General features: G+C 59.0%; 18 protein-coding genes and 1 pseudogene. 11 read left to right on the top strand and 8 right to left on the bottom strand.

Going from position 1 to position 19,794, the window contains the following annotated elements; genetic code table 11:
• The first annotated feature begins 92 nt into the window (after nucleotides 1-92).
• Together ATO10_RS09390 and ATO10_RS09385 are read left to right on the top strand one after the other, a co-directional pair.
• Nucleotides 93-1,646 carry a response regulator gene (locus ATO10_RS09390; protein ID WP_155886736.1) on the top strand — a complete coding sequence of 518 codons (1,554 nt, stop codon included), beginning with the start codon at nucleotides 93-95 and terminating at the stop codon, nucleotides 1,644-1,646.
• On the top strand, nucleotides 1,643-3,022 hold the full coding sequence (locus ATO10_RS09385) for a sigma-54-dependent transcriptional regulator (RefSeq protein ID WP_035250833.1): 1,380 nt from the start codon (nucleotides 1,643-1,645) through the stop codon (nucleotides 3,020-3,022). The genes ATO10_RS09390 and ATO10_RS09385 overlap by 4 nt, the downstream gene beginning before the upstream one ends.
• Nucleotides 3,023-3,025: 3 nt before the next feature.
• Here ATO10_RS09385 and ATO10_RS09380 read toward each other — a convergent pair whose 3' ends face one another.
• Nucleotides 3,026-3,790 carry an NAD kinase gene (locus ATO10_RS09380; protein ID WP_035250832.1) on the bottom strand — a complete coding sequence of 255 codons (765 nt, stop codon included), beginning with the start codon at nucleotides 3,788-3,790 and terminating at the stop codon, nucleotides 3,026-3,028.
• 200 nt (nucleotides 3,791-3,990) lie between these two features.
• Between ATO10_RS09380 and glyA the strand changes: the two genes are divergently transcribed.
• Both glyA and ATO10_RS09370 read left to right on the top strand, forming a co-directional pair.
• Nucleotides 3,991-5,286, top strand: a complete 1,296-nt coding sequence (gene glyA / locus ATO10_RS09375; RefSeq protein ID WP_035250831.1) for a serine hydroxymethyltransferase — start codon at nucleotides 3,991-3,993, stop codon at nucleotides 5,284-5,286.
• A gap of 56 nt (nucleotides 5,287-5,342) precedes the next feature.
• Nucleotides 5,343-6,191 (top strand): DUF817 domain-containing protein, encoded by an 849-nt coding sequence (locus tag ATO10_RS09370; RefSeq protein WP_035251041.1) that lies wholly within the window; start codon nucleotides 5,343-5,345, stop codon nucleotides 6,189-6,191.
• Here the strand turns inward: ATO10_RS09370 and ATO10_RS15965 are convergent.
• Nucleotides 6,188-6,559 (bottom strand): hypothetical protein, encoded by a 372-nt coding sequence (locus ATO10_RS15965; RefSeq protein WP_051598058.1) that lies wholly within the window; start codon nucleotides 6,557-6,559, stop codon nucleotides 6,188-6,190. The two genes, ATO10_RS09370 and ATO10_RS15965, sit on opposite strands and share 4 nt — an antisense overlap.
• Nucleotides 6,560-6,609: 50 nt before the next feature.
• Between ATO10_RS15965 and ATO10_RS09360 the strand changes: the two genes are divergently transcribed.
• Nucleotides 6,610-7,371, top strand: coding sequence for an alpha/beta fold hydrolase (locus ATO10_RS09360; protein ID WP_081806481.1), 762 nt, complete (start codon nucleotides 6,610-6,612; stop codon nucleotides 7,369-7,371).
• On the opposite strand, the gene ATO10_RS09355 is transcribed toward ATO10_RS09360, so the two are convergent.
• The 3 genes from ATO10_RS09355 to ATO10_RS09345 form a co-directional block, all read right to left on the bottom strand.
• Nucleotides 7,368-7,550 (bottom strand): hypothetical protein, encoded by a 183-nt coding sequence (locus ATO10_RS09355; protein ID WP_035250829.1) that lies wholly within the window; start codon nucleotides 7,548-7,550, stop codon nucleotides 7,368-7,370. The two genes, ATO10_RS09360 and ATO10_RS09355, sit on opposite strands and share 4 nt — an antisense overlap.
• 111 nt (nucleotides 7,551-7,661) lie before the next feature.
• The gene (locus tag ATO10_RS09350) at nucleotides 7,662-8,537 is read right to left on the bottom strand and encodes an NAD(P)-dependent oxidoreductase (RefSeq protein WP_035250828.1); all 876 of its coding nucleotides are present in this window, start codon (nucleotides 8,535-8,537) and stop codon (nucleotides 7,662-7,664) included.
• A 39-nt stretch (nucleotides 8,538-8,576) separates the two neighbouring features.
• Nucleotides 8,577-9,833, bottom strand: coding sequence for a urate hydroxylase PuuD (locus ATO10_RS09345; protein WP_035250827.1), 1,257 nt, complete (start codon nucleotides 9,831-9,833; stop codon nucleotides 8,577-8,579).
• 249 nt (nucleotides 9,834-10,082) lie between these two features.
• Between ATO10_RS09345 and puuE the strand changes: the two genes are divergently transcribed.
• The 3 genes from puuE to ATO10_RS09330 are packed head-to-tail and all read left to right on the top strand — an operon-like array spanning nucleotide 10,083 to nucleotide 12,786.
• Nucleotides 10,083-11,495 (top strand): allantoinase PuuE, encoded by a 1,413-nt coding sequence (gene puuE / locus ATO10_RS09340; RefSeq protein WP_035250826.1) that lies wholly within the window; start codon nucleotides 10,083-10,085, stop codon nucleotides 11,493-11,495.
• Nucleotides 11,492-12,310, top strand: coding sequence for a bifunctional allantoicase/(S)-ureidoglycine aminohydrolase (locus ATO10_RS09335; RefSeq protein WP_035250825.1), 819 nt, complete (start codon nucleotides 11,492-11,494; stop codon nucleotides 12,308-12,310). The genes puuE and ATO10_RS09335 overlap by 4 nt, the downstream gene beginning before the upstream one ends.
• A complete protein-coding gene (locus ATO10_RS09330) occupies nucleotides 12,307-12,786 on the top strand; it encodes an ureidoglycolate lyase (RefSeq protein WP_035250824.1) in 480 nt (159 codons plus the stop codon). The genes ATO10_RS09335 and ATO10_RS09330 overlap by 4 nt, the downstream gene beginning before the upstream one ends.
• On the opposite strand, the gene trpA is transcribed toward ATO10_RS09330, so the two are convergent.
• The 3 genes and pseudogenes from trpA to ATO10_RS16400 all read right to left on the bottom strand — a co-directional run bounded on the left by trpA (nucleotide 12,783) and on the right by ATO10_RS16400 (nucleotide 15,424).
• Complete coding sequence (gene trpA / locus ATO10_RS09325) at nucleotides 12,783-13,574, bottom strand: tryptophan synthase subunit alpha (RefSeq protein WP_035250823.1); 792 nt, start codon at nucleotides 13,572-13,574, stop codon at nucleotides 12,783-12,785. The two genes, ATO10_RS09330 and trpA, sit on opposite strands and share 4 nt — an antisense overlap.
• 281 nt (nucleotides 13,575-13,855) lie before the next feature.
• Nucleotides 13,856-15,196 (bottom strand): annotated as a pseudogene (locus tag ATO10_RS09320) (IS3 family transposase).
• Nucleotides 15,197-15,250: 54 nt separating this feature from the next.
• On the bottom strand, nucleotides 15,251-15,424 hold the full coding sequence (locus ATO10_RS16400) for a hypothetical protein (RefSeq protein ID WP_155886734.1): 174 nt from the start codon (nucleotides 15,422-15,424) through the stop codon (nucleotides 15,251-15,253).
• Nucleotides 15,425-16,070: 646 nt separating this feature from the next.
• On the opposite strand from ATO10_RS16400, the gene ATO10_RS09310 reads away from it, so the two are divergent.
• The 3 genes from ATO10_RS09310 to ATO10_RS09300 all read left to right on the top strand — a co-directional run bounded on the left by ATO10_RS09310 (nucleotide 16,071) and on the right by ATO10_RS09300 (nucleotide 19,630).
• The gene (locus ATO10_RS09310; protein WP_035250822.1) at nucleotides 16,071-16,703 is read left to right on the top strand and encodes a tyrosine-type recombinase/integrase; all 633 of its coding nucleotides are present in this window, start codon (nucleotides 16,071-16,073) and stop codon (nucleotides 16,701-16,703) included.
• Between the two features lie 244 nt (nucleotides 16,704-16,947).
• Nucleotides 16,948-17,703, top strand: coding sequence for a hypothetical protein (locus tag ATO10_RS09305; protein ID WP_162174092.1), 756 nt, complete (start codon nucleotides 16,948-16,950; stop codon nucleotides 17,701-17,703).
• Nucleotides 17,678-19,630 carry a prolipoprotein diacylglyceryl transferase family protein gene (locus ATO10_RS09300; RefSeq protein WP_051598057.1) on the top strand — a complete coding sequence of 651 codons (1,953 nt, stop codon included), beginning with the start codon at nucleotides 17,678-17,680 and terminating at the stop codon, nucleotides 19,628-19,630. Before ATO10_RS09305 ends, ATO10_RS09300 begins: the two co-directional genes overlap by 26 nt.
• The last annotated feature ends 164 nt before the right edge of the window (nucleotides 19,631-19,794 follow it).

Raw genomic sequence — 19,794 nt, 5'->3', positions numbered from 1 at the left:
CGCCCCCCCCATCTGCGCTAAACATAGTCAGTGCTGCAACTTAAGCGAGTACATGGGGTGAGGACTAAAAATATCGGGTTTGGGAGCATTCCGTGACATCTCCCGAATCCGAAAACCGTCACGATACAAAGCGTGCGGCATTGCTGGGACATGACATTCGCAATGCGGTGTCTGACATTCTTGGTGGGCTGGCACTTGCGGATCTGACTCCGCTTGATCTCCATTCTCAACAACAATTGCAACGGGTACGCAGCGCCGGCGAACAGCTGGCGCGCCTTAGCGACGAGTTTCTGGCCCTGATCATGGGGGACCGCGCCCCGCATATGGCGCAGATTTCAACGCTGATCCTGCACAGCTATCTGGATGAAATCGAGGCCCGCTGGAGCGCACGCGCGCGCGAAGCTGGTCTGAATTTCACGCTCGAGCTGGCCGCCGACCTGCCAACCGAAATCGGGACGGACAAAGGCGCGCTGGACAGGATTCTGACCAACCTGATCGGCAATGCCACCAAACACACCCCGAAAGGCGAGGTCATCCTCTCGGTCGGGATGCGCAGCCACGAAACCCTGTGTTTGAAAGTACGCGATACAGGCGCGGGCTTTAGCGACGACGCCCTTGCGATGCTGTTCGAAGTAGGCGGGCGCCCGGCCGATACCGAAGTGCCCGGCAGTGGTCTGGGGCTGCATATCGTCTATGAGCTGGCCGAGCAGATCGGCGGGCGGGTTGAGGTTTCAAACCACGCGTTGGGCGGGGCGCAGGCCGCCCTGTTGCTGCCGCGCAAAGCCTGGGCGCCGGGGATGACCTCTCCGACTGTCGCGCCCAGCGAGCTGCCCAATCTTGCGGGCCAATGTGTGCTTGTCGCCGAGGACAATCAGACCAATCAATTGCTTGTACGCCAGATGCTGGAAACCATGGGCGCGGATTGCCGGATCGCGTCTGACGGGGTGACCGCCCTTCACCTTTTGGAAGAACAGCATTTCAATCTGGCACTGATTGATATCGAGATGCCGCGCTTGTCCGGTCTGGACCTGATCCGGGTTCTGCGCGAACGCGAACGCGAACAAGGCCCTGATGCTATGGTGCTGCCGGTTTTGGCAATCACGGCCTATGTGCTGCGTTCGAACCGGGATGAAATATACGAGGCAGGCGCCGACGGCGTATTGGCCAAACCCATCATGAGCATCGAGGCCTTCGGGCATGCCATCAACGCGGTACTGGCCCGGCGGGCATCTGAAACCGCCACCCTGCCCCCCGCGCAGGACGACACCGCTGCATTGAACAACCTGCATCTGGACCGCTTGCTTGCCCTTGCCGGTGAACACAATAGCCGCGAGCTGCTATCACGTCTGCTGCAAGACTTTCGCACCGTGCAATCTGGTCTGTCTGAGGGCATGCAACAGACAGACTTTTCCCTGATCCGCGCCCGCACCCATGTGCTGATTTCGCTGGCCGGGGCGGTTGGTTCAGATCACCTGCAATGTCTGGCAGAGAACCTGAACAACGCCGCCCACAACAAGGATCACAATCTGACCCGTGTGCTGACCCCGCGTATATCGCAACAGATCGAACGTGTTCTGGATCGGCTTGAAGGCGAATTTGCCAGTCGTTTCAACACCGCGTACGATGCCTCAGAGGCAAACACATGACCCCGCTATTGTTGATCGAAGACACGCCGTCTTTGCAAATGGTCTATGAATCGGTGCTTAAGGGCGCCGGGTATGACGTGGTCACTGCGGGCACGGCGCAGGACGGTCTGCGCCACTTTCAGACCCTGCGCCCCAATGTGGTGCTGCTGGACCTGATGTTACCGGATCGCTCTGGCCTTGACCTGATGCGCGACCTGCTGGAGTTCCACCCTGAGACCCACATTATCGTGGTCACGGCCAATGGCTCGATCAACCGCGCGGTCGAAGCCATGCGCCTTGGGGCCTATGACTTTTTGCTGAAGCCGTTCAATGAACAGCGTTTCTTGCATGCCGTTGAAACGGCACTGGGCGATGCGGTGCGTCCCGGCGACCGCGTTTCCGACCGCAGCCCGGTTGCGTCTTTCGTGGGCAGCTCCCCCGTCATGACAGCGGTCTATGACCGGATCGCCTCGGTTGGGAAATCCATGGCAACGGTCTTTATCACCGGTGAAAGCGGCACGGGCAAAGAAATATGTGCCCAGGCCGTGCATGCGGGATCAAGCCGCGCTGCGGGCCCTTTTGTACCGCTCAATTGTGGTGCCATCCCAGCTGATCTGTTGGAATCCGAAGTCTTCGGGCATCTCAAAGGCTCTTTTACCGGTGCGATCGCAGACAAGCCGGGCGCCGCCGCGCTGGCCGATGGTGGCACGCTGTTTCTGGACGAAATCTGCGAAATGGACCTGAACCTGCAGACCAAGCTGCTGCGGTTTTTGCAGACCTCTTCGATTCAACCTGTTGGCGCGCCCAGCGCGCGCAAGGTCAATGCCCGTATCATCTGCGCGACCAATCGCAACCCTCTGGAGGAGGTCCGGCGCGGGCGCTTTCGCGAGGATTTGTATTACCGTCTGCATGTGGTCCCGATCCACCTGCCGCCTCTGCGCGAACGCGGCGAAGACCCGGTGTTGATCGCAGAACAGACCCTGACCCGCTTCGCCGCCGAAGAAGGCCGCAATTTCACCGGCCTCTCAGACGAGGTCAAAGAGCTGTTCCGACGGTTCCGCTGGCCCGGCAATGTGCGCCAGTTGCTGAATGTCCTGCGCCACGCGGTAGTCTTGAATGACGGCCCTGTACTGACGTTGGACATGCTGCCCATCGAGTTGCACCATGAACGCGAATGGTTGGATGACGCGCTCCCCAACGCGCCAATTACTGCTGAAGCTCCGCCTCAGGTCACGCTGGATGGGTTGATGGGGAAAACTCTGTCCGAAGTCGAACAACTGGTGATCGAAGAAACCATCGCCCGGCATGGAGGGTCTGTCCCCAAGGCCGCGCGGGTGTTGGATGTGTCCCCTTCGACGCTCTATCGCAAGCTCGAAGCCTGGAAACGCAGCGGCTAGGCGTCAGACGAACTGTTCGCGGATCAGGCGTTCTTCCAATCCATGTCCCGGATCGAAAAGAATGCTGTGGCTGACGCTTGGGTCGCTTTCAATTTCGACAGAGATCACCACGCCTGCGGTTCGGCTGTCAGCATCTGCCATGACCGGGCGTTTGCTGGGCTGAAGCACGTCGAATCGCACCTTTGCATCGGTGGGCAACAGCGCCCCGCGCCAACGCCGGGGCCGAAAGGCCGACATTGCCGTCAATGCCAGAACATCCGACCCAATCGGCAGAATCGGGCCGTGGGCAGAATAGTTATACGCCGTGGACCCGGCCGGGGTGGACAGCAACGCACCGTCGCAAACCAGCTCCTCCATGCGGACTTTTCCATCTATTGAAATCCGCAGTTTTGCAGCTTGCGGACCCGCACGCAGCAACGAGACTTCGTTGATGGCCCAGGCCTCGGTCACTTTCCCCTCGGGCGAAATCGAGCGCATTTTAAGCGGGTGGATCACCTCTTGCTCGGCCTCGGCCAGACGTTCCAACAGCCCGGGTTCGTGATATTCGTTCATCAGAAAGCCAACAGTGCCGCAATTCATGCCATAAACGGGTTTTCCCATAGGCTGCACATGCTGAAGGGTCTGAAGCATAAAGCCATCCCCTCCAAGTGCTACAACAATGTCCGCCTCTTGCGGGGGCAGGTTGCCATACTGCTTGCTCAGGTGACGCCACGCTGTCTGGGCCACCTCGGCATCACTGGCCATGAATGAGATCTTGGGATCAGCCATATACCTGTCCTTCCATGGGTCATTGATTTCAGGGCTTTGGGGCAAACTCAACCCCAAAGCGCGGGCGCAGGGGTGGCAAATGTTTCGCATAAGCGGCGCAGGTTTCGTCCAACCTGCGCACCTGCGCGGTTTTCGACCCTTTCGTGACAGTAATTTGTCAGTTAAAAGCGCGGCCAAATCGCTGCTTTCAGGAGAGCCTCATGACCGCCACCCACCGCGACGCCGGTTTCTTTACCGAAGCCCTGTCTGACCGTGACCCCGAGATCGCCAAGGCCATCGGCCTGGAGCTGGGCCGTCAGCGCGACGAGATCGAACTGATCGCGTCGGAAAACATCGTAAGCCGCGCCGTGATGGAAGCCCAGGGCTCGGTCATGACCAACAAATACGCCGAAGGTTATCCGGGGCGTCGCTACTACGGTGGCTGCCACTTTGTGGACATCGCGGAAAACCTGGCGATTGATCGCGCCAAGGAACTGTTTGGGTGTGAATTTGCCAACGTGCAGCCCAACTCGGGCAGCCAGGCCAACCAGGGTGTCTTCACCGCGCTGCTGCAGCCGGGCGACACCATCCTTGGCATGTCGCTGGATGCAGGCGGCCACCTGACCCACGGCGCCAAGCCCAACCAGTCAGGCAAGTGGTTCAACGCCATTCAGTACGGCGTGCGCAAACAAGACAGCCAGATTGATTATGATCAGGTGCAGGAACTGGCCACTGAACATAAACCCAAGATGATCATTGCCGGTGGCTCGGCCATCCCGCGTCAGGTGGACTTCGCCAAAATGCGCGAAATCGCCGACAGCGTTGGCGCCTACCTGATGGTCGACATGGCCCACTTTGCCGGTCTGGTCGCGGGTGGTCAGCACCCCTCGCCCTTCCCCTATGCCGATGTGGCCACCACCACTACGCACAAAACCCTGCGCGGCCCGCGCGGCGGCATGATCCTGACCAACGATGAAGCCATCGCCAAAAAGGTCAACTCGGCGATCTTCCCCGGCATTCAGGGCGGCCCGCTGATGCATGTGATCGCGGGTAAAGCCGTTGCTTTTGGCGAGGCCCTGCGGCCTGAGTTCAAAGACTACGCCGCCCAGGTCATCAAGAACGCGCAAGCGCTGGCGGATCAGCTGATGAAGGGCGGTCTGGACATCGTCACCGGCGGCACCGACACCCACGTTCTGTTGGTTGACCTGCGCCCCAAAGGCGTGAAGGGCAACGCAACCGAGAAAGCCTTGGGTCGCGCCTTTATCACCTGCAACAAGAACGGCATCCCGTTTGACCCGGAAAAACCGTTTGTTACCTCGGGCGTCCGTCTTGGCACCCCCGCCGGCACCACCCGCGGCTTTGGCGAGGAAGAGTTCCGCCAGATCGCCGACTGGATCGTCGAAGTGGTCGATGGCCTTGCCGCCAATGGCGAAGAAGGCAACGCCGAGGTCGAAGCCAAGGTCAAAGCCGAAGTTCTGGAACTCTGCGCCAAGTTCCCGCTCTATCCGGGCCTTTGATTGCCAAGGCATAAGTTGTTAAAGGGGCCTCTCTAGGCCCCTTTTTCTTTGGCACGATGACACAGCAGCACAGCTCTACCGCCCGTCTGGAACGGCTCTTAGGCGACCGCGCCCGCGCATATCTTCCGCATGGGTTGGCCGAGTTCGTGATGTTCGGCCTGAAACAGGGCTGGGCCTGTTTGTTTGGCGGATTGCTTTTGGCGGCGATCCTGATCTCCAAAGCCATCTGGCAGCCCGATTGGGCCTTGGCCCGCTATGACGCGCTGTTTGTGTTCGCCATTACCACCCAAGCCCTGTTCCTGATCTTCAAGCTGGAAACATGGGCCGAGGCGCGGGTGATCTTGCTGTTTCACGTCACCGGCACCTTGATGGAGCTGTTCAAAACCCATGTCGGCAGCTGGGCCTACCCCGAACCCGGGGTGTTCAAACTGATGGCCGTGCCGCTGTTTTCGGGCTTCATGTATGCCAGCGTCGGCAGTTACATCGCGCGGGTCATCCGCATCTTTGACATGCGGTTCGCCCCCTATCCGCCACTTTGGGCCAACTGGCTGTTTGGCGTGGCGATCTATGTGAACTTTTTCGCGCATCACTATCTGCCCGACATCCGGCTGGCGCTGTTTGCCACCAGTGTGGTCCTGTTTGCCCGCACCCGCATCTGGTTTCGGGTCTCGCGCCATCACTATTGGATGCCGATGCCGCTGGCGGCCCTCCTGGCCGCGATGTTCCTGTGGATCGCCGAGAATGTCGGAACCGCAACCGGCACATGGCTCTATTCCGGGCAACTCCCCGGCGAAATGGTCAGCTTCGCCAAACTCGGGTCATGGTATCTGCTGCTCTATGTGGCTTTTGCCACCGTCACCGTGGTCAGCCGTCAGGCGCTCAGCCGGACGCCTTGGCAGCCCTAGATAAATCCGCGCCAAGCCAGCACCCCGATCAGCAGCGTGAACACCACCACGACACTAATCGCCACACCGCCCAGAATAGAAAGGGCCATGTCTATGCGCGCTTTGTTGCGATCCACCGTGGCCAGCCAGTCTTCAACCCGGCTGGTGGCCGCTTTGACGGTTTCGATATCCAGCTGGCGCGATAGCTTTGGATGGGCGGCGATCTGTTGGGCATCAATCAGGGTCTGAATGTCATGCCTGATCCAGCCCGGCACCCGGCGTCCGGCACGTTTCAAACGCCCGCGCAGCCCTTTCCCCCCGACGCGCAGTTTCTGCGCCATCAGCGCCTCGATCCGCTGCGCCAGCATATCCACATCGCTGCCCTGCATCGTCATCCTTTGATATGGCCCTGCCCGGGCCAACACGGTATCACACCCCCATGCTTAACACCGTCCTCATTGGCTCCGCCACCGCTCATCCCCCACTTTTGATCGTGCATGGTCTGTTTGGTTCTGCCCGCAATTGGGGGGTCATCGCCAAACGCATGTCCGAGGACCGTCAGGTCATCACCGTTGACATGCGCAACCACGGCGAAAGCGCTTGGTCTGACGAGCACAGTTACAGCGCCATGGCACAGGATCTTGCGCAGGTGATCGCCGCCAATGGCGGACGCGCTGACGTGGTGGGGCACTCGATGGGGGGCAAAGCGGCGATGATGCTGGCGCTGAGCGCCCCGGACATGGTCAACCGTCTGGTTGTCGCCGACATCGCGCCCGTGACCTATACCCATGACAACGTGCCGCTGGTGCACGCCATGCGCGGGATTGATTTGTCTTTGATCGAGCGCCGATCAGACGCGGACAAACAACTGGCGCGATCGGTCGATGACCCCGGCATTCGCGCCTTTTTGTTGCAATCTCTGGACGTCAAAGAACGCCGCTGGCGGTTGAACCTTGATGTGCTTGAGGCGCAGATGGGCAATGTCATCGGCTGGCCCGAAGGCGTCAGCGGCTCTTACGCCGGTGCTGCGCTGTTTCTCTCGGGCGCGAACTCGGACTATGTGCTGCCCGAATATCGCACCACGATCAAAGAGCTGTTTCCGGCCGCTAAATTCGCCAAGCTGCCCGGCGCCGGCCACTGGCTGCACGCCGAAAAACCGCGCGAATTCGAAGCGGCGCTCAAGGCTTTCTTGCCGGTTTAAGCCGCCAGAACCGCCTTGGTCACGACCCATGTGGCCGGGATCGACAGGGCAAACCCGGCAGCAATAGCGATTAGCAAAGGCATCAACGTGGTGAAACCCGCGACAAGGGCGATCACAATACCCGTGCCCATCAATGTTGTGGAAATCAGCGAAAACAGGATCATCGCAAGACGCATCATTTGGGTTGTCTCCTAGACAGGCGCGTTCCTGACGCCTGCCTAAAGAGACATTGAAGATGCGACTTTGATCTGGCGCAAATTCTCGCGCCCTGCGACCGCGCGTCGCGGGGCTTAACCCTCCAAAGCGCGCAACCGGCGGATGAGGCTGGAGGTATCCCAGCGCCCGCCGCCCAGGGTCTGCACATCCTTGTAGAACTGATCGACCAAAGCAGTGACCGGCAGGCTTGCCCCGGTTTCCTCGCCCGTGGCCAGACAGATCGCCAGATCCTTGCGCATCCAGTCGACGGCGAAGCCGTGGTTGAACTCGTCATCCAACATGCTTTCAAACCTGTTCACCATCTGCCAGCTGCCCGCAGCACCTCCGCCGATCACATCGACCACCGCGCGGCCATCCAGCCCGGCTTTTTGGGCGAAATGCAGCCCCTCGGACAGACCCTGTACCAGCCCGGCAATACAGATTTGGTTGACCATCTTGCACAGTTGCCCCGCGCCACTGTCGCCCAATCGTTTGCACAACTTGGCATAGGCGTCGATCACCGGCTCGGCCCGGTCGTAATCGGCCTCAGTGCCGCCGCACATGACAACCAGCTGACCGTTCTCGGCACCCGCCTGCCCGCCCGACACCGGCGCATCGACAAAGCCAAACCCGGATTCGGTTGCGACCATCGAAAGCTCACGCGTGACCTTGGCTGACACGGTCGTGTGATCGACGAACAAAGCGCCCTCGTCCATCACAGAAAACGCGCCGTCGGTGCCCACGCAAACCTGCCGCAGGTCATCGTCATTGCCAACGCAAGCCAGAACCATATCAGCCCCCGCCGCAGCCTCGGCCGGGGTATCGCCCAGCGCGCCGCCATGTTCCTTGACCCATTTTTCGGCCTTGGCCGTGGTGCGGTTGTAAACGGTAACATCATGCCCGGCAGCGGCCAGATGCCCTGCCATCGGATAGCCCATCACCCCAAGGCCCAGAAATGCCAGTTTTGCCATGATCGCCTCCTTGTCTGATACAACAGACTTAGGCGCAAATCACCGCAAGGCCAAGGCAAAGGGCAGGTTCGCGGCCCCGTCACGATACCAGGCGCGCACCATGGCGCGCTCCTCGGGTTCCATATAGGTGATGTTACCGGGCGGCATCGCGTGGCTGACGCCCGATTGCAAATAAACCTGTTTTGCGGCGCGTGCGATGTCAGCAGGGGTCTCCAGCAACACGGCCTTTGGGGCGCGCACGATGCCATAGGATCCCGGCTCTCGCCCGTGGCACATCGAACAGCGCCCGGCAATCACACCCGCGACATCCTCGAACCCTTCAGCCTGGGCGAATACCGCCTCAACCCCGCGCAACTCGCGCGCCTCGGACTGTTCATAGGTGTCTTGGCGCAAGGGTGCGGTCGACAGCCACATGATGGCCAAAAACAGCAAAGCAGTGACCGCCCATGTCCATGTCGGTTCGCCTTTGCGGGCGTGCATAGAGTTAAAATAGTGCCGGATCGTGACCCCCATCAGGAACACCAGCGCCGCGATGATCCAGTTGTACTGGGTCGCAAAGGCCAGCGGGTAATGGTTGGAAAGCATCAAGAACACCACCGGCAAGGTCAGGTAGTTGTTATGGGTCGAGCGCAGCTTGGCGATCTTGCCGTATTTCGCATCCGGCGTGCGTCCGGCCTTAAGGTCATTCACCACGATGCGCTGGTTGGGCATGATGACGAAGAACACATTGGCCGTCATGATCGTGGCGGTGAACGCGCCCAGATGCAGCATCATCGCGCGCCCGGTAAAGATCTGCGCATAGCCCCAGCCCATCACAACCAACATGCCAAACAACAGCACCATCAACAGGGTCGGGGTCTCGCCCAGTTTGGACTTGCACAGCGCATCATAGATCAGCCAGCCGATGGTCAGCGACGCGGCTGAAATCGCAATGCCCTGCCACAGGCTCAACGGGCTTTCGGCCTCCAGCAGATAGAGCTCACCCCCGGCCCAATAGACGATCATCAGCAAGGCCGCCCCGGACAGCCAGGTGGAATAACTCTCCCACTTAAACCAGATCAGGTGTTCGGGCATGTTTTCAGGCGCGACCAGAAACTTGCGGATGTGGTAAAACCCGCCGCCATGCACCTGCCATTCTTCGCCATGGGCGCCAACGGGCAGGTCCGGCGCTTTGCGCAGGCCCAGGTCCAAAGCGATGAAATAAAACGACGACCCGATCCAGGCGATTGCGGTGATGACATGCAGCCACCGCACTGCAAAGCCCAGCCAGTCCCAGATGATTGCCAGATCCTGCATGTTTTTGGCTCCTTCTCATGCGTGGCCCGCGCGCTTGTGCATTAAAACCTGCTTACGCAGTCGGCAAAACTGCAGTATCTTAGGTGGGCCGTTCTGGCCCCTTTTCCGATCTGCGTTTGTCAGCTGCCCGCCCTGATGCCCAATCTTTGGGCATCGTCAAACAGATTGAGTCATGGATCGGAGATTTTCCTAAGGCCCGTCAAGCCTTTGTGGTTTATCAAATGGTAAAAAAATGACCGGAGATGAAAAATGAACCGCTACCCTCGTGATCTGCGTGGATATGGCCCCAATCCACCGCATCCCCAATGGCCCGGGGATGCCAAGGTCGCCGTGCAGTTTGTGTTGAACTACGAGGAAGGCGGCGAAAACTGTGTGCTGCATGGCGATGCCGCGTCTGAGGCGTTTTTGTCCGACATCCCCGGCGCCGCCCAATGGCCCGGACAGCGCCATTGGAACATGGAGTCTTTGTACGACTACGGCGCGCGGGCGGGGTTCTGGCGGCTGCATCGCCTGTTCACCGGCGCGGGCATTCCGGTCACCATCTATGGCGTGGCCTCGGCCCTTGCGCGCAACCCCGAACAGGTTGCCGCCATGCAATCCGCGGGGTGGGAGATCGCCAGCCATGGCCTGAAATGGGTCGAACACAAAGACATGCCGCCCGAGGATGAACGCGCCGCGATTGCCGAGGCCGTCCGCCTGCACACCGAGGTCACCGGCGAAGCCCCACGCGGCTGGTACACTGGGCGCTGTAGCGAAAACACCGTTGATCTGGTCACAGAACAGGGCAGGTTCGATTACATCAGCGACACCTATGACGATGACCTGCCCTATTGGCGCCAGCACGCTGGCCGCGATCAGCTGATCATCCCCTACACGCTGGAAGCCAACGATATGCGGTTTGCCACCGCCCCCGGTTGGGTGACGGGGCAGGACTTCTTTACCTATCTGCGCGACGCCTTTGATGTGCTCTATTCCGAAGGTCAGGCGGGCGCGCCCAAAATGATGAGCATCGGCCTGCATTGCCGCCTGATCGGCCGCCCCGGCAAGATCAAAGGCCTGATGCAGTTCATCGAACACCTTCAGGCGCATGAGGGCGTCTGGTGCCCGCGTCGTATCGAGATCGCCGAACATTGGGCCGCAACCCACCCGCCACAGGCGCGCACGCGGCCATCGACCATGGATCGCGATACGTTTGTCGGCGCCTATGGCGGGGTGTTTGAACATTCCGCATGGGTCGCCGAACGTGCCCACGATCTGGAACTTGGCCCCGCCCATGACAGCGCCGTGGGTCTGCACAACGCGCTTTGTCGTGCCTTCCGGTCTGCGACCGAGGATGAACGCCTTGGCGTGCTGCGCGCCCACCCCGATCTGGCGGGCAAACTGGCGCAGGCCAAGCGCCTGACGGCCGAAAGCACCGCCGAACAGGCAGGCGCCGGGCTGGATGCCCTGACGGATGCCGAACGCGATCAGTTCACCGCGCTCAATGATGCCTATGTCGCCAAACATGGCTTCCCCTTCATCATCGCCGTCCGCGACAATGATAAGGCAAGCATCCTGGCGGCGTTTACGCGCCGCATCGACAACCCCACGGAAACGGAACTGGCCGAGGCCTGCAAACAGGTCGAACGCATCGCGCAATTGCGGTTGGAGGACATGCTGTGACCCGCTACGCCTTCCCCCCCGGCGGTCACCCCGGCCAGAACCAAAACCCCGAAAGCACTGCCGTGTTCACCGAGGCCTACGCGGTGATCCCCGCCAGTGTACAGCGCGATATCGTGACCTCGTTCCTGCCGCGCTGGGTGGATACCCGTGCGTGGATTCTGGCCCGCCCGTTAACCGGCTTTGCCGAAACCTTCGCCCAATACGCGCTGGAACTGGCGCCCGGCGGCGGCAGCTCGGAACCCGAACCCGATGTTCATGCCGAGGCCGCCCTGTTCGTGGCCCACGGCACCCCGCGCCTGACGCTGGGCCAGGGCCGGTTCGACCTTCGCCCCGGGCATTACGTTTATATCCCGGCCTCGGCTGTCTGGACGCTCTGGAACCCCACAGATGAGACTTGCGGCGTGCATTGGATCCGCAAACGCTATCGCCGCATGCCCGATGCCAGCCCGCCCGAGGCCTATATCCTGCATGAAACCGATGTCGAACCGGCCTCCATGCCCGATTGCGACGGGCGTTGGGCCACCCAGCGTTTTGCGGATCCATTCGACATGCGCCACGACATGCATGTGAACATCGTCAATTTCCAACCCGGCGCCCGCATCCCCTTTGCCGAAACCCATGTGATGGAACACGGGCTCTATATTCTGGAAGGCACTGCCGAATACCTGCTGAACAAGGATTGGGTCACCGTCGGCCCCGGTGATTTCCTGTGGCTGCGCGCCTATTGCCCGCAGGCCTGTATCGCCACCGGTGATGGGCCGTTTCGGTATTTGCTTTATAAAGATGTGAACCGCCACCCGGAGCTGAAGCTTTGAGAACACTGTTCACCAAGCCCTTGACGATCGAAGCTTTCGCGCCCTTCGGCGACATCCTCGATTGCGCGGGCGAGGCAGACAAGATCATCAACCAAGGCAAATGCGGCCGCTTCCACGACCGCGCAGCGCTGGATTTCGGCGCTGACGGGCGCGCCGGGATCAGCCTGTTCAATGCCGAGCCGCGCCCCCTGCCCTATGAGCTGGACATGGTCGAGCGCCACCCGGATGGCTCTCAGGCGTTTATCCCGATGCATCAAAACCCTTGGCTGGTGATCGTGGCCGAGCCGGGCGATACACCGGGCCAAATCCACGCATTCATTGCGGGCACAGGCCAGGGTGTGAACTTTCACAAAGGCACATGGCACGGGGTGCTGACACCGCTGCACGCGCCGGGGCTGTTTGCGGTGGTCGACCGCATTGGCGATACGCCGAACTTGCAGGAATACTGGTTGCCTGAACCTGTTGTGATCGCCTAGGCGCGATGCGCGCCGTCTGACAGCGATTTGACAAAGGCCAGAACCTCATTCACCGGTTTGCCCGCACCGATTTGGCTGACAATGGCCGAGCCGACAACCGCGCCATCGGCGACCGATGCAATCGCCTCGGACTTTTCGGGCGTGTTGATGCCAAAGCCCACGATAACCGGCAGGTCGGTCGCTGCTTTGATCCGTGCAACCTCGGGGCCAACCTCACCGGCCTGCGCCTCGGCCGCGCCGGTGATGCCGGTGACCGACACGTAATAGACAAAGCCACTGGTGTTTTGCAGCACCTTGGGCAGGCGTTTGTCATCGGTCGTGGGCGTGGCCAGACGGATAAAGTTCATCCCCGCCGCCTGCGCCGGAATGCACAGTTCTTCGTCCTCTTCGGGCGGCAGATCGACCACGATCAACCCGTCGATCCCGGCGGCCTTGGCGTCGACCAGAAACTGATCCACACCACGGTTATAGATCGGGTTGTAATAGCCCATCAGTACGATCGGCGTGGTGTCATCCCCCTTGCGGAACTCCGCCGCCAGATCGAGCGTCTTTTGCAAGGTCATCCCCTGCTCCAGCGCCCGTTGCCCGGCCAGCTGAATGGTCGGCCCATCGGCCATCGGATCGGTAAAGGGCAAGCCCAGCTCGATCACATCGACACCCGCCCCCGGCAGGCCTTTGACCACTTCCAAAGAGGTCTCATAATCCGGGTCGCCCGCCATGACATAAGCCACGAAAGCCTTCTTTCCCTGCTCTTTTAGGGCGGCGAATTTAGCGTCGATACGGGTCATGGAGCGTCCTTCGGTCAATCACCCGCCCGATGTGCAGAAAATACGTGGGAAAATCAATGGTGGTCCGCTTAAAAAGCCCCCCGGATTGATACCGCCGCAGGCAAACGGCCAATCTGTAGCGGCCAGAGCGCCTCTCTGAATGCCCCCGCGCACCACTGATCTGGTTCTGACATCGCACCCACAAGAGTGCCCAAAAGAAATCAAATCTGTCCGTCGTCAGGGTTTTTGGAACCAATGGGGGCCAAAGATAAGAGAGATTTTGGCTCATCGGGTTGGTTTAATTATGCGGCTTGTTTGCGGTGATGCAAGCGTCGCGCTTCGAGTGTCTTCCGTTTGATCCTTTCCCTTTGCTTTAGAATGGCTTTGTCACGCCCGAAGTAGACGTCGGCGGGTGTGACGTTGTTGATGCTCTCGTGATATCGCTGATGATTGTAGTGATCGACGAAGGCTTCGATTTGCGCTTCGAGGTCACCCGGCAGGAAGTAGTTTTCTAGCAGGATGCGGTTCTTCAGGGTTTGGTGCCATCGTTCGATCTTGCCTTGCGTTTGCGGATGATATGGTGCGCCGCGTGAGTGCTTCATGCCTTTGTCTTTCAACCATTCTGCCAGGTCGCCTGAGACATAGCTGGACCCATTGTCGCTGAGCAGACGTGGCTTGTGAACGACATGCCTGATCACAGCCCGATGCCCCCAACGCCATGTCCAGCGTGTCGGTCACGTCTTGCGCCCGCATGTTGGTGCAGAGCTTCCACGAGACGATGTAGCGGCTGTAATCGTCGAGGACCGTGCTGAGATAGAACCAGCCCCAGCCCAGAACCTTGATGTAGGTGAAGTCGGTTTGCCAAAGCTGATTGATCGCAGTTGTTTTGTTTTTGAACTCGCTGGCGGCTTTCATGACGATGAAGGCTGGGCTGGTGATCAGGTCATGGGCCTTGAGCACGCGATAGACAGTGGATTCTGACACAAAGTACCGTTCTTGATCCGTGAACATCACTGCCAGTTCGCGGGGTGACAGCTCCGTCTCTTTCAAGGCGAAGTCGACAACATTGCGCTTCACGTCGTTAGGCACCCGGTTCCAGACGTGTTTTGGCTTGGGAGATTGGTCCTGCAATCCGGCCTCCCCGCGCTGAAGGTACCGGTCATACCAGCGATAGAACGTGGTGCGAGGGATGCCTAGCTTGCCCAAGGTCTGACGCGCTGACAGATGGCTTTCTTCAACCAGTCGGATGATTTCAAGCTTCTCAGATGCAGGGTATCTCATTCGTGGTCGCCCCCACCGTCGAACATGCTTTTTTTGAGAAGCCGCAGTTCGAGCGTCTGCTCCGCAACCACCTCCTTCAGGTCCTGAGCCTCGCGACGCAGTTCCTTGACCTCATCAGTGTTAGCGGCCCGTGCCGTGCCCCCAGCAAGCCGCTTCTTTCCAGCTTCCATGAAGTCCTTCGACCATTTGTAGTAGATGCCCTGCGATATCCCTTCACGGCGGCACAGCTCAGCAATGCTGTCTTCACCACGCAGACCATCCAACACGATCCTGATCTTCTCTTCAGATGAATAGTGCTTGCGCGTTGCACGTTTAATATCTTTCACGATCTTCTCGCCGGGGCTCTTCGTTGTCTTTCTCATCGTCCACTCCTCGGTGGCTACGATGAGCAACAAACCCTCTCTTAGCAAATAGCCCTAAATGGACCCATAGGCGCTGACGTCAGACAGAGGCATCTGGATTGCGACCATTGCGCCGCCTTCGGGCGGTGTCGGACTCGTAACATCATTGGCGGGTGCAGGGCGTAGTAAGAAATAGGCAGCAGCGGCTGTCACGGCGCATGCACCGATCAGGAGATATTTTCGGTTCATGTAGTAATCCTAACCATGTGAAACTTGGGCGAGCCGCGAACACGTCGCGGCACATCGGGACGCGTTCACAACCGTGAACGGCGTCGGAAATCTGTTTCAGAGGTTAGGTGGTCTGTCCGGGTTGTCCGGTTCTTCAAGCGTCGAGAGGCTTGAAACCTGCCAAGCCAAAGTGGCCTCAGACTGGTCAAAAACTGCTTCAGATGAAACTACGGTGAGCGCGAGACCATTGCACAATATCGGACTGCATTCATCATGCTCCATTGCGTGCGATCCTCGCGGGGTGCTATCCGTTGCTCCCCCCGAAACGGGTCCGGCATGGTGTTCCATAACGGTCGCGGACATGTGGTCATCGCAATGCCCGTTAGCACAATCATTCGACAACGCATGTGTTGCACCGCCCAGTCCCGTCACCAAGACCAGAAAAGCTACGAGCACCAATGAAATTATGTGTCGAAAGTATTTCACACGGAGAAGCTATATTAAGTCCCGTCGCACTGCAACGGGAGCCGACATTTGTGCATTACGCAACATTGGGCAAGTTGGCCTCGTTGCCGACCTCGGATGCGACGCAGCATCCTGTGATATGGTAGCATCGTCAACGTCGGGTTGTCGCTTTGGGAGCGCATGGCGGATCGGAGGGTCAGTCATGCAAACACCAAACCTACCAGCCATTCGTGCGCTTCGCCCTGCTTGGAACAAGGGACGCATCGTCGGTCAGAAGCGGCCACTGAAACCAAAACACGTCTGGGCAATCCGTGTTCGACTTGAACTGGCCGAGAACCATCGAGACCTCGCGCTGTTCAATATGGCAATCGACAGCAAGCTGCGCGGCTGTGACTTGGTGAAGATGAAAGTCGTGTACGTCATGGCGTCTGGTCAGATCAAAGAACGGGCATCGGTGCTACAAAGCAAGACACAGAAACCTGTGCGATTTGAGATATCCGAAGGCACACGCGCCTCTGTCGCCAAGTGGATGGAAGATGAGCTCATGGTCGGCTCGGAGTACCTATGGCCAGATCGGTTCCATGAACGTCTACACATCGCGACACGCCAGTACGCCCGGATCGTCAAGGATTGGGTCACGTCGATCGGTCTGGAGGCCAGCGCATACGGAACGCATTCGCTGCGGAGGACAAAAGTTACACAGATCTACAAGAAGACCGCCAACCTGAGGGCGGTCCAGCTGCTACTTGGGCACACAAAAATGGACAGCACAGTCCGGTATTTCGGCGTTGAACTGGAAGATGCTCTTGCGACTGCAGAGGCCATTGAAATCTAACAACTTGGCCGTCTTCACGTACGGCCCATTGCCGACATTTACATTTACCATCGTATGCTGCGGTGCGGACCTGCAACCAGACGTCCATAGCTGTAGCATGATCTCAACTAAGGATTTGCCTCGGAGTTTTTTTCCAGACTACCCAAGACGCACTTTGTTCCCGGCGGAGCAATGATGTATCAATTGCGCTGAAACTCATTCATTAAAGTTCATGGCCACCAGTTTCTCACTCAGCAAATATTATATGGATGCGGTCACGGAAGCGGGCGAATACTTCATCGGGTATTTCGCGGAGCTGCAGTTTGCCGGGCTATACCTTTGCTATGCTGATACCGTTCATTCGGTCGGCATTCGTGGTCATTCGCAAGGGCCCAAATTTGATCGCAAAGGGGCTCCGGTAGCTGCGGGGAAGTCCTTGAAATGGCATCATGCCGGATTGGGAGTGGATGGCCAATGGGAGCCGTTGTGCTATCCGGTGCACAAGGAGCTTCTCTCTAGCCCAGACGGGCGGGTGGATTGGCATTGCATGCAGCCAGGCTCCAGGGTGCATTTGTCCACTGCCGGCGGGATGCATGTGGAGGCTTTGGGCTATTGCGAACGGCTGGATTTGGACATTTTGCCGTGGCGACTTGGCTTGCAGGAATTGATCTGGGGGCGGTTCGTCTCGGAAACCGACACCATTGTTTGGATTGAATGGAAAGGCGAACACCCAAGGTGGCTGCTGTTTCACAATGGCGCGCCGGTGACACTTGCCAGTCTCTGTCAAAGCCACGTGCAGGGGCCGGATTTTCGGCTTGAGATTGAGCCGGTGGAAACGCTGCGTCAGGGCCATCTGGGGCCAAATATCCTGTCAAAAGTGCCCGCAGTACACAAACTGGCGCCGGCTGCGTTGCTGCAGGTCCACGAGCACAAACAGCTGGGCCGTGGCGCGCTAACTTTTCAGAACGGCAAAGTGATCGAAGGATGGGTAATCCATGAAACCGTTGTCTGGCCTGAATGAAACGGCCTTTTGGGGTAAGCTTCTATATGGATTGCTGTTTTGCCTGCTGGTGCCGGTGTTTCTGGTGATCTGGGCGATTAGGCTGGAGCCTCTGCAGACACCAATGGTCCCCGCTGTGCCCTATGTTGGCCTGTTTCTGATCGGTATCGGTCTCATTCTGATCGCAGCCGGGATGCAGGCGCTCTGGGTGCATGGGCGCGGGCTTCCGATGAATGCATATCCGCCAACGAACTATGTCCGCCAAGGTGTGTTCCGTTGGCTCAGCCATCCGATCTATGTGGGGTTTGTTCTGGCCTGTTTTGGTGTCTCTCTTGCGGCCGGTTCGGGCGCGGGATTGTGGGTGGTCACGCCAATCGTTGTCTTAGCCTGTACCTCTCTGGTCTGGGGCTATGAACGTCCGGATCTGGTTCGCCGGTTTGGTGATCAGGTGACAGCGCCGTGGCTGCGCTTGCCATCGGCCGGCACGACCGAGCCCAGTTGGCAGGACCGTATATCAGTGGTGGCCCTGGTTTTGCTGCCGTGGCTAATGATCTACGAAATGGTCGAATATATAGGCGTGGTCCAACCGGTGCTGACCTCTACGCTTACCTTTGAGACAGACCTGCCCGTCTGGGGAGCTAGCGTCATACCCTATGCCCTGGTCTACCCTTTAGTGGCCTTGGCGCCATTTGCAGCCCAGCGCCAGAGCGTGTTGCGTAATTTCGCGGTTGGAGGGCTTGTGGCCACGGCCCTGACAATTCCGTTCTACTTGACGGTCCCCGTGGTGGCGCCGTTCCGGGAGCTGGGCGCAAATACCCCACTCAGTGATCTGCTCTTGCTTCAGCAACAGTTCGATCGTCCTGTCACCGCATTCCCGGCGTTTCATGTCATCTGGCTGCTTCTGGCCGTCCGGCTTTATATCGGCACCTTCCCGGGTCTGCGCATCTGGCTTTGGTTGTTCGCAGGGTTGGCCGTGATCAGTTGCTGGACAACCGGCATGCACGCCATCGCAGATGTTGTAGCGGGCATTGCGGCCTATGTGGCGGTCACCGCACGCCAGCGCATCTGGCGTTGGGTGCTGGTGGGTACCGAGGGCATCGCGAACTCATGGAAGGAATGGCGCATAGGCCCGATCCGGATCATCAACCACGGGATATACGCGGGAATGGGGGCTACGGTTGGCTTTTTGATCGTGGGCTATTTCCTGGGGGGCGAGGCCTTCTGGGCGAGTCTGATGATCAGCGTCTCAATCGTAATTTGTGCCGGAATATGGGGGCAGATCCTGGTCGGCTCGAAAAAGCTTCTCAGACCTTTTGGGTATTATGGCGGGGTGATCGGGGCTGGGCTGGGCATTGTGCTGGCAAACTGGGTGTTCGCGCAAAATATGCTGGCTATCGGTGCGGCCCTAGCCATAGCCGCTCCCTGGGTCCAGGCCATAGGCCGCTTTCGTTGTCTGGTGCAGGGCTGCTGCCATGGTGCCAAGACCTGTGACAGTGCCGGAATTTGCTATCGGCACGAGCGATCAAGGGTTCTTCAGGTCTCGGGTCTGGAAGGGCAGCCTTTGCACCCGACCCCGGTCTATTCAATGCTGAGCAATGTGCTGATCGGTCTTATACTAATAAGACTGCTGCTGATCGGTGCCCCGGCCAGCTTTGTTATCGGGTGCTATTTGATGTTCAACGGTTTGGCCCGGTTCGTGGAGGAAGCTTATCGCGGTGAACCACAAACCCAGATCATTGGCGGCCTCAAGATCTATCAGTGGACTGCGTTGACCAGCTTCATGGCGGGCAGCATCTTCACCATGTTCCCAAGCGCACCGGTCAGTTTGCTGGATGTCGGTTTTACGTCGACGGTGTGGATCGGCTCAATCGCCATGGGGGTGTTCGTCTCCATAGCCATGGGTGTGGATTGGCCAGAGTCCAACCGGCGCTTTTCCCGCTTGATATAGAAGCGCTGGGATGCCGCGGACAAACGCTGTCGGGTAGTTCACCGCTGTATTGAGGCTTCCGGCACCTGTCGGGCTCCCAAACTAAACGGCCCAAAGCGGCCATACCAGCCCACTCGCCCAAATGTCCGCTCTGTGCTCAAGTTTAAAAGCTCAACTTTCCGAAA

It is taken from the genome of Actibacterium atlanticum (assembly GCF_000671395.1).
GTDB lineage: Bacteria > Pseudomonadota > Alphaproteobacteria > Rhodobacterales > Rhodobacteraceae > Actibacterium_D > Actibacterium_D atlanticum.
This window is presented reverse-complemented; position numbering and strand designations above follow the sequence as displayed.